This window comes from Pantoea sp. SS70 (assembly GCF_029866845.1).
Classification (GTDB): domain Bacteria; phylum Pseudomonadota; class Gammaproteobacteria; order Enterobacterales; family Enterobacteriaceae; genus Pantoea; species Pantoea leporis.
The window spans coordinates 407,021-419,185 of sequence record NZ_CP117200.1; the positions used below are offsets into that span (position 1 = coordinate 407,021).

A 12,165-nucleotide genomic window follows, 5' to 3' on the forward strand; every position below is an offset into this window, starting at 1 on the left:
TCTGAAAAAACTAACTGTTTAAATGATCCGAGATTCAACGCGGATATTCGTTGAGCTATCCCCAACTTGGGGATATTGTATCTCTTGGTTGGGGACAGGTACAAACATGCACGCGACATTTATTGAGCTGTCCAGCTTTCAGAAGTACCGGGTGGAATACCTGAGCGATGATCAGTTTAGGCTTTTCCAGAATATGTTGATGGCCGACCCTGAAAAGGGCGACGTGATCCCAGATACGGGCGGCCTGCGTAAAGTCCGGTTCAGGGATGAGCGTCGAAACAAGGGCACAAGAGGCGGCATTAGGGTTATCTATTACTGGACGAACGAAAAAGGCCAGTTCATCCTGTTTACCATTTACGATAAGGATCAACGCGACGATCTGACCAAACAGCAGCGCGACGCCTTGGGTTCGGCGCTGAACGTGATTAAAAAGGGGCTGAGACATGACTGAACGCGATATTTTTAGTGAGCTGATGACGGGAATGCAGGAGCTGAAACATCATAAGGACGGAAAAATCACGCTCAAGACCTACAAGGTCAGCAAGCGCGCGCCCGTCACCATCGCGCCACAGGAGCTGCGTGATGTACGCGAAAAACTTAACCTTTCTCAGGCCGTTTTTGCGCACTACCTTCACACAGGTGAAACCACCTATCAAAACTGGGAGCAAGGCAGGTCCAGGCCTAACGCCCAGGCTGTTTTGCTTATACGCATGGTTCAGCAGAATCCTGAAACCTTGAAAACGCTCGCACAGCTTTAACACACGCGGTTGTTACTCATCGTACCGTCAAAGTTTGAACCTATTGCACGAGGCAAAAAAGCGTTTGAATAATGACTACCATTACGAATAAAAGATAAATCCGGGCCAATAGTCAGGCCCGGATTTATTTATTTTTACTTCTTATCCAGCGACCAGGTCGCGCTGCGCACATCCACTTTCACCGGCAACAGTCCCACGCGCTTAAAGGTATCCGCTAACGCCTGCTGCTCATCAAACACCTGCGGCGACATGCGTGACGCGCCGTAAGGCAGGCGTTTAATGGTGGTTTGCCAGATGGCTTTATCCAGGCCGGTTGATTTCGACAGAATCGCTGCCGCGTCATCCGGGTTCTTGTTGGCCCAATCGCTGAGCTTGCTCAACTCATCGACAACCTGTTTCGCAGTATCAGGATGACCTTCCGCGAACGGACGGCTGGCGAGATAGAAGGTGTAATGTGGCACTAATCCTTCCGCATTGCGGATTTCACGCGCACCGGCATTGGCTTCTACCTCGGCAAGGTACGGATCCCAAATCACCCATGCATCAATCGCGCCTTTCTGGAAAGCCGCGCGTGCATCGGCGGGCGGCAGATACACCGGCGTCACGTCTTTGTAGTTAAGCCCCGCATCTTCCAGCGCTTTTACCAGCAGATAATTGACGTCAGAACCCTTGTTCAGACCCACGCGTTTACCTTTCAAATCCGCTACGCTTTTAATGGCGGAATCTTTCGGCACCACGATGGCTTCGGTTTTTGGGTTAGCCGGTGAATGCCCAAGATAGATCAAATCGGCTTTCGCTGCCTGCGCGAAGGCAGGCGGCGCATCGCCGGTTGCCGCCAAATCAATGCTGCCAACGTTTAAGCCTTCCAGCATCTGCGGGCCCGCCGGGAACTCCACCCAGCGGATAGCGATGCCTTCCTTCTTAAAGGTTTCATCCAGCGTGCCGCGATATTTCAGCAGGGCAAAGATGTTGGCTTTTTGATAGCCGATGGTGACGGTTTCTGGGTTAGCGGCGAAAGTGTGCGTGGAGATCAGGCCAACGCTGAGAGCTAAAGCGCTTAGGACAGGAAGTTTTGCTTTCATGATGATTCTCACGTGGTTTTTTTGCCACCTTAGCAAAGCCCTTATATAACCAATAAATAACTAATTTCGATCGCTTATAACTATTATCTATGTGATCTGGATCATTCACTGTAATCAGCAAGCGCGTCCGCCATTTCCATAGATGCCCATATAATTAGCACGGTAATAATTTGTATAACAAATCAAAATGCCATTGCCAAAAGCTTCTGTCAGGATAAGCCATTCCGCTGCCTGCATAAGGTTTTACCCGTTCTATGAAGTGGTTTTCACGAAGCGCAATGCTGTTTTCTGCCAAAACCTGTCTTGCTGCCTTTCTGGCTTTTTACATTGCTCTGGAACTCAATCTCGATAAACCGGCCTGGTCACTGACTACAGTGTACGTTGCCTCGCAGCTCTATTCGGGATCGACGGTATCGAAATCGGTTTTCCGTTTCTTCGGCACCCTGCTGGGCGGCTTGTTTACGCTACTGATCTATCCCGCCACGGTGCAGGATCCGCTGCTGTTCAGCCTGTGCATCTCCCTTTGGGTCGCGGTTTGTCTCTATCTTTCGCTGCACGACCGCACGCCGAAAAGCTATGTGTTTATGCTGGCGGGCTACAGCGCGGCGATTATGGGTTTTCCCGATGTGGTGTCGCCATCGGCCATCACCTACACGGTGATCTCGCGTGTTGAGGAGATCACCGTCGCCATCGTCTGCAGCAGCCTGGTGCATCGCCTGCTGTGGCCGGTCTCGATGCGCAATCTGTTAGAGCAGAGCGTGAACCTGTGGTATCAGAACGCGCGCAAGCTGTGCAGTGAACTGGTCACGGCGATGCCCGCTGAGAAGTCGGTGGAGCGCGAAGATATCCTGATTCAGATGGCCAACTATCCGCTTAACGTCGAAACGCTCATCACGCACTGCGTGTATGAAGGCGATGACGCGCGGCGTCTGGTGCGCTTAGTCAGCGTGCAGTATCAGCATCTCTCCTATTTCATCCCCACGCTGACGGCAATCGAATCGCGCCTCAATCTGCTGGCGCAGCAGCAAATCCGTTTCCCCGACTTTATCGCCGAGGTGTTTCAGCAATTTTTGCTGTGGCTAAATGGTGAAGATCAGCTGCCGGTGCGCGACCAGCTCAGCCACGCGCAAGATCAGCTGAAACGGGCGTGGCAACAGGGCAGGCTCAACAGCGAAGAGAGCATTTTGCTGAGCGGATTGCTGGAGCGCCTACTCAACTTTGTGCGCATCGTTGATGCCTATCAAAGCGTGAGCGAACGCGTCAGTGAATGGACGCCCGCGGTTAAAGCCGGAAAAATGGCGCGCGCGCACAAACACGTCGATAAGGGTTTGTTGCTGTTGTCGTCGTTTACCGCGTTTATTGCCACCTTCGTTACCTGCGTATTTTGGATCGGCAGCGGCTGGGTGGATGGTGCCACCGCACCAATGATGGCGGCGGTGCTGTGCTCCTTCTTTGCCGGCATGGACAGCCCGATTGCGCCGATGAAGCTGTTCCTGAAAGGGGTGCTGATTTCTGTGGTGATCAGCCTGCTATATATCACTTTGCTGATTCCGCAGGCGGTGACCTTCGAAGCGCTGGTGATTTGCCTTGCGCCGGGCTTGCTGGCGCTGGGATTGGTTATCGCCAATCCGTCAACCAACCTGATTGGTCTGATTGTCGCCACGCAGATTCCCGGGCTGATAGGCATGAGCCACAACTTCAAGCCCGATCTACAGCTTATAGTGAACGCTATTCTTTCGACGCTGGTGGGCATTACCTTCGCGGTGGTGATCACGGCGCTGATCCGCAACAAGCGTCCGTCGTGGACCGCCAAACGCGCGGTGCGCAAAGGTATCCGCGAGCTGCTGCAGTTTATCGCCACGGTGCGGCTCAACAGCGTCACGCTGACCGCGCGTCAGCAGTTTGTTTCGCGCACGCTGGATAAGGTCAACATTATTCTGCCGCGTAAGCGTGTCGATCCGGTGCCAGAGTTGGTCTCCGGCGGCAATCTGATTGCCGAAGCCTGGCTGGGCGCAAACTGCTACGACTATTACACGCGTCATCGTGAACTGCTGCTGGCGCATCACATCGAAAGCGCGGCGATGTTCCATGAGCTGAGCCAGTTTCTTAAGCGTCGGTTAAAATCGCTGCAAACCACGCCGCAGCCGGAATTGTTAGCGGAATTGAATACGTTGTTGCTGCGGCTGGAAGCGGCAGCGTTGCAGGAGAACACGCTGTTTGCGCCGATGTTTCACCTGTTCAATATCCGCTTATCGTTGTTTCCTGCAGCGCGCTGGCCGAAAAACTATTACAGTGCTGAGCAGCATGTTTAAAACGGAGTTAAGCAGATGAAAATGATCGGTTTGATTGGCGGAATGAGCTGGGAATCCACCGCGCTCTATTACCGTATTATCAATGAGCAGGTGAAGCAGCAGCTGGGCGGTTTGCACTCCGCGCGCAGCCTGATGTACAGCGTCGATTTCCACGAAATTGAAAAGCTACAGGCCGCTGGCGAGTGGCAAAAAGCGGGCGAGATCCTGGCAGAAGCGGCGCTCAGTCTGGAAAAGGGCGGCGCGGATTTTATTGTGCTCTGTACCAATACCATGCACAAAGTCGCGCAGCAGATCACTGATGCGGTCAGCATTCCGCTGCTGCATATCGCCGATGCCACCGCACAACGCATTCGTCAGGCGGGCGTAAAAAAAGTCGGCTTGCTGGCAACGGCGTTCACCATGGAGCAGGAATTCTACAAAGGCCGACTTCATCAGTCGAAGATCGACGTTTTGGTTCCCGATGCAGCCGGTCGCAAAGTGGTGCACGACATCATTTATCAGGAACTCTGTCTTGGCGTGATCCGCGATGAATCTCGTGCGCAATACCGCAAGATTATTGCTGAGCTGGTGGAGCAGGGCGCAGAAGCGATTATTCTCGGCTGCACCGAAATCACCTTGCTGGTAAAAGCGGAAGATGCCAGCGTGCCGCTGTTCGATACCACCTTGATTCACGCAGAAGACGCCGTAAAACTCGCACTCGGGTAATTACGACCAGGTGCGCAAATTCGCGCACCTAACCTATTTATGAGGTGCGCTTTAACTTGCGCGCCAAAATCTGCAACTGTTGCGCAATCTCCGCCACATCCACCTCATCTTGCTGCGGCGTCGCGGTGGTTTCCCGCAACACTAACTCGGTTTCCAGCGTCTTCTCTGCCACATCGCCACCTTCCAGCTGCGCCAGCAAGCGATCCACGCTCACCGCGCCCAACTGCTGCAAATCCTGACGCACGGTGGTTAATGGCGGCTGATACCACGCGCTTTCCGCGGTATCGTCGTAGCCAATCAGCGAAATCTCCGCCGGGATCTTCACGCCATGCTGATGCAGCGCGCGCATCGCGCCGAGCGCCATCTGATCGTTAGCCACCAGCAGCGCCTGCGGCAGAGTGTTGGGCAACTGCGCCTGCAGCGCCTGATAACCCGATGCCGCGCTCCAGTCACCGCTCAGCACGCAGAATGGCTTGAGCTGATGCGCCGCCAGCGCCTGTTGCCACGCGGCGTAACGCGCGCGCGCCGAGGCAGAACTTGCCGGTCCATTTAGCACGCCAATCTGGCGATGGCCGAGCGCCACCAGATGATCGACCGCCTGCTGCGCACCGGATTCGCTCTGATACTGGCACTGCGCCACTTCAGCGCTGCGCTCCACATCAAGAAACAGCACCGGCTTGTTGTCGCACTGTTGCTGAATCTGCGCAGCCTGCGCCGCATCGAGCGGCAGGTTAATTAGTAGCGCATCCACGCGCTGCGCCAGCAGTTCATTCACTGTATCCTGCGGCGCATTATCGGGATTCGCCATGGCGATCACCAGATGATAACCCTGCGCCGCCGCCCGTTGCTGAATCGCCGAAGCGATCTGCGCGGGCGCCATCAAGGCTAAATCGCTGGTGGCGAGACCCAGCGTGCGGGTGTTTTTGCCCGCCAGCTGCTGCGCCACGCGATTCGGCACATAGTTGAGCTGCTGCATCGCGGCTTCGACTTTGGCGCGGGTGCGCGGCGAAACCTGCTCGGAATGGTTGAGGACGCGGGAAACGGTTTGATAAGAAACCCCAGCCAGATGAGCAACATCGTCGAGGGTTACGGAGCGCGCAGTCATGAATCTCTCCTGAAGATTAAGCTGCGAGTGTAGCAAATTTTTCCCTGCCGACACGCACTTAAGCCGCTACACTGCCAAAGGTAAAAAGAGGAGAACCGGATGCAGCTCAATAACCATCAGATTCAGGATATCAACACCCTGGCGGCCTGGCTGGCGCTGGATCAGATGCCACAAGATGGCACGCTCGACATCGATTTAGCCATTCTCGCTGGTCACGCGGTCCTGCCGAACGTGGAAGCGGTGATCGCCGTGGCGAAAAAGTATCAGCTGCCGTTATTGATCAGCGGCGGCACCGGTCACTCAACCTCGCTGCTGGTGGAGATGCTCGCCGCACATCCGCTGTATCGCCAAATTGACAGCAAAGGCAAAAGCGAAGCCGAGTTGCTGGGCGATGTCGCCCGCGTATTTGCCGCGCTGCCGGACGATTTGCTGCTGCTGGAAACCGCCTCACGCAACTGCGGGGAAAACGCCGCCTTCAGCCAAAAGCTGCTGGATGAGCACAGCTGGCAGCCGCAGCGCGTGCTGCTGGTGCAGGATCCGCTGATGCAGCGTCGCACCTGGGAAACCTTCCGCTATCAATGGCGCGATCGTGCGGATGCACCGGAATTTATCAGCTGGCCGGTATTTGTGCCGCAGGTGATGATGGACGCGGGCATGCTGCGCATCATCGGCGCGCCGCCGCAAGGATTGTGGTCGATGGAGCGTTTTCTGTCGCTGCTGATGGGTGAAATCCAGCGCCTGCGCGACGATGAAAACGGTTACGGGCCGCGCGGAAAAGGTTTCCTCGGCCACGTCGAGGTGCCAGAAGCGGTGGAAGCCGGCTGGCAACGCCTGAAGCAGTTGCCCGGCGTGCAGTCACGGTTGTGATGTTTCGGTCGCCATGAATGGCGACCAACGTTATCGGTTCCGCACATACACCTGCAAATTGACATACACCGCGTTCAGCAACGGCGTCACTACGCCGCTGCGTGCGCCGCGCACCAGCAGATCGCCAATCACCTGATCGGCCTCAATCTCAAAGCCCTGGGTTAAATCGCGGTACATCGACGAGGTCATCGCCGCTTGAGGATTGTTCAGCATCTCATAAATCTTCGCCGTCACCGCCGGACGCTGCTGATAACCCTCCGCACTCAGCACCGCCAACACTTCGCCAAAAACGCCTTGCAGCAGCGCTTCGCCACCTTGTGACGTCAGCACCTGTTGCGTATTGCCACGCGCGATACAACACACCGCACCCAGCGTGCTGAGCAGCAACCATTTTTCCCACAGCTCGCTGATGATGTTGTCGGCAAACACCGTATCAAACTGCGCCACGCGCAGCGCTTCATCCACGCGCTGCAAACGCGCATCGTTGTGGCCGTCCAGCGCGCCGTAATAGAGAATATGCAGCGGTGTCATCTGCATCACTTCGCCATTTTCTCCCAGCGTGGCGTTGATTTTGCACAAGCCGCCAATCACCTTGTCGCCAAAACGCGCGCGCAGCGTATCGATATGCCGCATGCCGTTGAGGATCGGCATGATCAGCGTGTCCGGACCGACGGCGGGCGCGATGTCATTCATCGCCTGATCCAGCGCGAAGCTTTTCACCGTCAAAATAATCAGATCGTAATGGCCATCAAGCGAACCGGCCTGCGCCAGCTGCGGCTGAATCACTTCGCTGCCGCCGGGGGTTTTCAGCACCAGACCGGTTTGCTGCAACTGTTGAAAACGGCGCTCGCGCACCAGAAAAGTCACATCACGTCCTGCTTGCGCCAGACGTGCACCAAAATAGCCGCCAGTGGCGCCAGCGCCGACTACCAGAATACGCATGGTCAATTTTCCCGTTGAGAGTGAAAGTCTTACCTTAAAGTGACCGGCGACGGCTTTCCAGCCCGTAAATGCTGAATCACCTACAAGATTTTAACGATGTTTAAAAAAGGCTCAAACTGTTCGTATTTACTCGTACAATAGGTTTAGGCTGTTGCGCAGCGGCGGGCAATGGTGCGCGCCGCAGAACGAGTCGAATGACTAAGGACGCATCATGCCCCGAACCCTCCCCATCGAACGTTATCGCAACATCGGCATCTCCGCGCACATCGATGCCGGTAAAACCACCACCACCGAGCGCATCCTGTTTTACACCGGAATGAGCCACAAGTTAGGTGAAGTGCACGATGGCGCGGCAACCACTGACTGGATGGCGCAGGAGCAGGAGCGTGGGATCACCATTACCTCGGCGGCGGTGAGCTGCTTCTGGCCGGGCATGGACGGCAGCTTTACGCCGCACCGTATCAACATCATCGATACGCCCGGACACGTTGATTTCACTATTGAAGTTGAGCGCTCAATGCGCGTACTTGATGGCGCGGTGATGGTGTATGACGCGGTTGGCGGCGTGCAGCCGCAGTCTGAAACCGTGTGGCGCCAGGCCAACAAATATCATGTGCCGCGCATCGCCTTCGTCAATAAAATGGACCGTCAAGGCGCGGACTTCTTCCGCGTGGTGCAGATGATGAAAGATCGCCTGCACGCCAATCCGGTGCCGATTGTTTTTCCCATCGGCGCGGAAGAGCATTTTAGCGGCGTGGTCGATCTCAACAAAATGCGCGCTATTTACTGGGACGACGCCAGCCAGGGCATGAGTTTCAGCTATGCGCCGATTCCTGCTGAGTTGCAGGCACTCGCTGCTGAGTGGCGCGAGAACATGGTGGCAGCGGCGGCAGAAGCCAGCGAAGCACTGATGGATCGCTATCTGGAGCAGGGCGATCTCAGTGAAGAGGAGGTGGTTGCCGGATTGCGTCAGCGCACCTTGCTCGGTGAAATCCAGCCGATGCTGTGCGGCAGCGCGTTCAAAAACAAAGGCGTGCAGCGCATGCTCGACGCGGTGATTGAACTGATGCCTTCGCCGCTCGACGTACCGGCGGTGAGCGGCGTCAACGAGCAGGGCGAACACGATGAACGTCATGCGGATGACAGCGAGCCGTTCTCGGCGCTGGCGTTCAAGCTGATGAGCGATCCCTACGTGGGTCAGCTGACTTTTGTGCGCGTCTATTCCGGCGTGCTGCGCAAAGGCGATAGCGTGTGGAACGCGGTGAAAGGGTGCAAGGAGCGCATCGGTCGCATCGTCCAGATGCAGGCCAATGACCGTATTGAGATCGAAGAGATTCGTGCCGGCGATATCGCCGCCTGCGTGGGTTTGAAAGAGGTCACCACCGGCGAAACGCTGTGCGATCCCCATGCGGTGATCACGCTGGAGCGCATGGAGTTTCCCGATCCGGTGATTTCGCTGTCGATTGAGCCGAAAACCAAGAGCGATCAGGAGAAAATGGGCCTGGCGCTGCAGCGGCTGGCGGCCGAAGATCCGTCGTTCCGTCTGCACACCGATGAGGAATCGGGCCAGACGATTATTTCCGGCATGGGCGAGCTGCATCTGGAGATTATCGTGGATCGCATGAAGCGCGAGTTTGGCGTGGAAGCCAACATCGGTCGGCCGCAGGTTACCTATCGCGAAACCATTCGCAAAACGGTGCGCGAGGTGGAAGGCAAGTTTGTGCGCCAGTCGGGCGGCAAAGGTCAGTACGGCCATGTGGTGCTGACGCTGGAACCGCAGCAGGCGGGGGCCGGATTTGCCTTTGAAGACGCCACCAAAGGCGGCGTGGTGCCGCGCGAGTTCATTCCTTCGGTGGAGAAGGGGATTCGTGAAGCGCTGAACAGCGGCGTGCTGGCTGGTTATCCGGTGGTGGACATCAAAGTCACGCTGACGTTTGGTTCGTACCACGATGTCGATTCATCGGAAATGGCATTCCGTATGGCGGCGATCTTTGGCTTTAAAGCCGCCGCGAAACTGGCCGATCCGGTGATCCTCGAACCGCTGATGCAGGTGGAAGTGGAAACGCCGGAAGAGTATGCCGGTGGCGTGATGGGGGATTTGTCGGCGCGGCGCGGTACGCTGCAAGGCATGGATGAACGCTTTGGTGCTCGCATTATTCGCGCCGAAGTGCCGCTGTCCGAGATGTTTGGCTACGCCACCACGCTGCGATCGATGTCGCAAGGCCGCGCCACTTACAGCATGGAGTTTGCGCACTATGCGGAAGCACCCCGCAACGTGGCTGAAAGCATCATTGCCGCGCGCGCCTAAGCTTTAGTATGAAATCAGACCGGGCACAGAGGTAACACTTTGTACCCGGCCTACTTTTAAATCGACCTGTCGATCGCGTGAGTCATTTAGCACCAAAAATGGACAGTTAATTTCCGCCAGGAAGCCGATAGTATTCGCAGAATCAGGGATATTTATCGGAAATTAATCATGGATGTCATTTATCTGGATCAGTCTTGCTATCACCAGCAGGGCTTAATTGCGCTGCTGGAACATTCAAATATCACGTGCTGTAATACGCTTCGAGAAATGAAGGCGCTGATGCGTGACAGGGAAAAAACCGCCACTCTTTCGCCAATCATTATTTTTGATCTGCCAGAAAACTTCCGCGCGGCGCTGGCTCAGATAGATTATCTGACCAGACTAAAAATCACCTTGAACGCGACGCTGATTTTCTTTTCAGATTCAGTGAAAAACAAGATTAACTATAGCAGCCATGCCATCGCAGCCGATTGTTTTATCGATAAAAAATCTTCAACCGGTACCATTAGTACTAAGTTGGCAATGATGCTGTGCCAGCATAAGAGCGACCAGCTAATGACGGCTCCCGGATTAAATAATCATTTAACCAGGAAAGAGTTTAACTTTCTGCGATGCTTATTCACTTACGAATCGATTGAAGATGTGGCGAAAATAACCGGGATAAATAAAAAAACGCTCTATAGCCATCAGAATAAAATCGTTAAAAAACTCAATCTGAAAAACAGCCTGCACCTCTATCAGCGTTTCACCAATAATTTTTAAATCACTAATCTAATGCATAATGTCGATAATTTGATAACTGCGTCTAATCATCGCACATTCCGTAGCGGCGCGATTTATCGCGCAATAATTTGCGCCGCTACAGTGTGTGCGCTCGGTAATTGCAGTTTTTATGACATTACCGCCCGCGCCATTATTGCGTCGTCGGGGTATAAATAATTCTCAACGTCCCCTGATAACGGCCCGCTGTTTTTGACGATAACGTGAAGGCGGGTGTAACAAGCTGCATCGGCGCAGGAACGCACAGCACTGAATTGCTCTGTCCCGGTAACACAACCCGTCGCAACACACCTCTGTTGGTGCCACTCCAGATAATCTCACTGCCGTTCTCAACCACCTGACGCGCTTTGGTCAGCGGGTTGATTACTTCAATCACATAATCGAGACGATTTTGCGCCAGAGTTTTATCCGCGCCTGTGCGATATAGCGAAAACAACCCCGTTCCCCGGCCGGGCGCGGCTGCGCCTTCATCCTGAAACAACAGGCTCACCCGGTTGCTGTCAGAGTTATTGCCGTCGTACAGGCACATATCCAACGAACGGCTGCCGCTGACGCTGGTGGTGGCGCGCGCACCGGGGAAGGTTTTTAAACCGAGATCCGCAGTGGCGGCTGCATTGCCAAACTCTGGCAGATAGATCTGCTGATTGCCGTAATCCGTTACCTTAAAGGTCATGTTGGCGATCCAGTCACCCATCTTCGTCACGTTGGTACATCCCACATTCACGTTCTGCGAATTTCCGGTACAGGAGGTCACTGGCCACTGCATCAGCGACATTTTCAGCGTCGCGCTCCAGGTGCCCGCCGATGGGAATTTACTCAGCTCTGAAGAGGGAAGATAGGCCGAATAATCGGTGCCATCGCCACGTGGCGTGACGGCCCCGCCAAAGGCATTCATCGGCACCAGATTGGTCGCCACCACCACATTATTCAGCGAGCGTCTTTTGGTGAGATAGACATTCAGTACCAACGTCTGTTTGGTGCTGCTTTCGGTAAACAACAGCGGCACGGGATAGGGTGACGGCGACGCTTCCAGCCAGACAGGTAATGTCAGGCAGGCACCATATTGATTGCTGGTGCGCGACTGGCAAACCAGCGTATTGCGGCCCCATTTTGGTGCGTCATTGGTATCGTAACCGCCATTTTCATTGGTCCAGATCGGCAATTGCGCCGGTACTGACATGCGGTCAAAGGTTACGGCAACGCTGGTATTGCGCCCTGAAGGCGTGAGCATGGCGGCCTGCACCTGCATGCCCGCGATGAGGGCCAACAGCGTCAGCGCGCTAAGAAATCTACTTTTCATCCAAAA

The 12,165-nt window shown here is 55.1% G+C and carries 11 protein-coding genes; 7 read left to right on the forward strand and 4 right to left on the reverse strand.

Annotated elements, in window-relative coordinates; genetic code table 11:
- Positions 1 to 106 precede the first annotated feature (106 nt).
- Positions 107 to 451, forward strand: a complete 345-nt coding sequence (locus PO881_RS21515; RefSeq protein WP_137387145.1) for a toxin — start codon at positions 107 to 109, stop codon at positions 449 to 451.
- Positions 444 to 758 carry a type II toxin-antitoxin system MqsA family antitoxin gene (locus PO881_RS21520; protein WP_280172933.1) on the forward strand — a complete coding sequence of 105 codons (315 nt, stop codon included), beginning with the start codon at positions 444 to 446 and terminating at the stop codon, positions 756 to 758. The genes PO881_RS21515 and PO881_RS21520 overlap by 8 nt, the downstream gene beginning before the upstream one ends.
- 134 nt (positions 759 to 892) lie before the next feature.
- Here the strand turns inward: PO881_RS21520 and PO881_RS21525 are convergent, their stop codons facing one another.
- On the reverse strand, positions 893 to 1,840 hold the full coding sequence (locus PO881_RS21525; protein ID WP_280172934.1) for a sulfonate ABC transporter substrate-binding protein: 948 nt from the start codon (positions 1,838 to 1,840) through the stop codon (positions 893 to 895).
- A gap of 254 nt (positions 1,841 to 2,094) precedes the next feature.
- On the opposite strand from PO881_RS21525, the gene PO881_RS21530 reads away from it, so the two are divergent.
- Both PO881_RS21530 and PO881_RS21535 read left to right on the forward strand, forming a co-directional pair.
- Complete coding sequence (locus PO881_RS21530) at positions 2,095 to 4,152, forward strand: FUSC family protein (RefSeq protein WP_280172935.1); 2,058 nt, start codon at positions 2,095 to 2,097, stop codon at positions 4,150 to 4,152.
- Positions 4,153 to 4,167: 15 nt separating this feature from the next.
- On the forward strand, positions 4,168 to 4,857 hold the full coding sequence (locus tag PO881_RS21535) for an aspartate/glutamate racemase family protein (protein WP_222212286.1): 690 nt from the start codon (positions 4,168 to 4,170) through the stop codon (positions 4,855 to 4,857).
- A gap of 37 nt (positions 4,858 to 4,894) precedes the next feature.
- Here the strand turns inward: PO881_RS21535 and PO881_RS21540 are convergent, their stop codons facing one another.
- Complete coding sequence (locus PO881_RS21540) at positions 4,895 to 5,962, reverse strand: LacI family DNA-binding transcriptional regulator (RefSeq protein WP_280172936.1); 1,068 nt, start codon at positions 5,960 to 5,962, stop codon at positions 4,895 to 4,897.
- A gap of 99 nt (positions 5,963 to 6,061) precedes the next feature.
- Between PO881_RS21540 and PO881_RS21545 the strand changes: the two genes are divergently transcribed.
- Positions 6,062 to 6,829: a YdcF family protein gene (locus PO881_RS21545; RefSeq protein ID WP_137387139.1), complete on the forward strand. Its 768-nt coding sequence runs from the start codon at positions 6,062 to 6,064 to the stop codon at positions 6,827 to 6,829.
- A gap of 30 nt (positions 6,830 to 6,859) precedes the next feature.
- On the opposite strand, the gene PO881_RS21550 is transcribed toward PO881_RS21545, so the two are convergent.
- A complete protein-coding gene (locus tag PO881_RS21550) occupies positions 6,860 to 7,771 on the reverse strand; it encodes a ketopantoate reductase family protein (RefSeq protein ID WP_280172937.1) in 912 nt (303 codons plus the stop codon).
- Positions 7,772 to 7,982: 211 nt separating this feature from the next.
- Here PO881_RS21550 and fusA point away from each other — a divergent pair, with 211 nt between their 5' ends.
- Positions 7,983 to 10,079 (forward strand): elongation factor G, encoded by a 2,097-nt coding sequence (gene fusA, locus PO881_RS21555; protein WP_280172938.1) that lies wholly within the window; start codon positions 7,983 to 7,985, stop codon positions 10,077 to 10,079.
- Positions 10,080 to 10,247: 168 nt separating this feature from the next.
- Positions 10,248 to 10,841 (forward strand): LuxR C-terminal-related transcriptional regulator, encoded by a 594-nt coding sequence (locus tag PO881_RS21560; RefSeq protein WP_222184015.1) that lies wholly within the window; start codon positions 10,248 to 10,250, stop codon positions 10,839 to 10,841.
- A 151-nt stretch (positions 10,842 to 10,992) separates the two neighbouring features.
- On the opposite strand, the gene PO881_RS21565 is transcribed toward PO881_RS21560, so the two are convergent.
- Positions 10,993 to 12,159 (reverse strand): CfaE/CblD family pilus tip adhesin, encoded by a 1,167-nt coding sequence (locus PO881_RS21565; protein ID WP_280172939.1) that lies wholly within the window; start codon positions 12,157 to 12,159, stop codon positions 10,993 to 10,995.
- Between the last annotated feature and the right edge of the window lie 6 nt (positions 12,160 to 12,165).

What these genes read in the sequence shown, in the direction of transcription:
- PO881_RS21515 (WP_137387145.1), top strand. Translation starts at nt 107, where the DNA reads ATGCACGCGACATTTATTGAGCTGTCCAGCTTTCAGAAGTACCGGGTG.
- PO881_RS21520 (WP_280172933.1), top strand. Translation starts at nt 444, where the DNA reads ATGACTGAACGCGATATTTTTAGTGAGCTGATGACGGGAATGCAGGAG.
- PO881_RS21525 (WP_280172934.1), bottom strand. Translation starts at nt 1,840, where the DNA reads ATGAAAGCAAAACTTCCTGTCCTAAGCGCTTTAGCTCTCAGCGTTGGC.
- PO881_RS21530 (WP_280172935.1), top strand. Translation starts at nt 2,095, where the DNA reads ATGAAGTGGTTTTCACGAAGCGCAATGCTGTTTTCTGCCAAAACCTGT.
- PO881_RS21535 (WP_222212286.1), top strand. Translation starts at nt 4,168, where the DNA reads ATGAAAATGATCGGTTTGATTGGCGGAATGAGCTGGGAATCCACCGCG.
- PO881_RS21540 (WP_280172936.1), bottom strand. Translation starts at nt 5,962, where the DNA reads ATGACTGCGCGCTCCGTAACCCTCGACGATGTTGCTCATCTGGCTGGG.
- PO881_RS21545 (WP_137387139.1), top strand. Translation starts at nt 6,062, where the DNA reads ATGCAGCTCAATAACCATCAGATTCAGGATATCAACACCCTGGCGGCC.
- PO881_RS21550 (WP_280172937.1), bottom strand. Translation starts at nt 7,771, where the DNA reads ATGCGTATTCTGGTAGTCGGCGCTGGCGCCACTGGCGGCTATTTTGGT.
- fusA (WP_280172938.1), top strand. Translation starts at nt 7,983, where the DNA reads ATGCCCCGAACCCTCCCCATCGAACGTTATCGCAACATCGGCATCTCC.
- PO881_RS21560 (WP_222184015.1), top strand. Translation starts at nt 10,248, where the DNA reads ATGGATGTCATTTATCTGGATCAGTCTTGCTATCACCAGCAGGGCTTA.
- PO881_RS21565 (WP_280172939.1), bottom strand. Translation starts at nt 12,159, where the DNA reads ATGAAAAGTAGATTTCTTAGCGCGCTGACGCTGTTGGCCCTCATCGCG.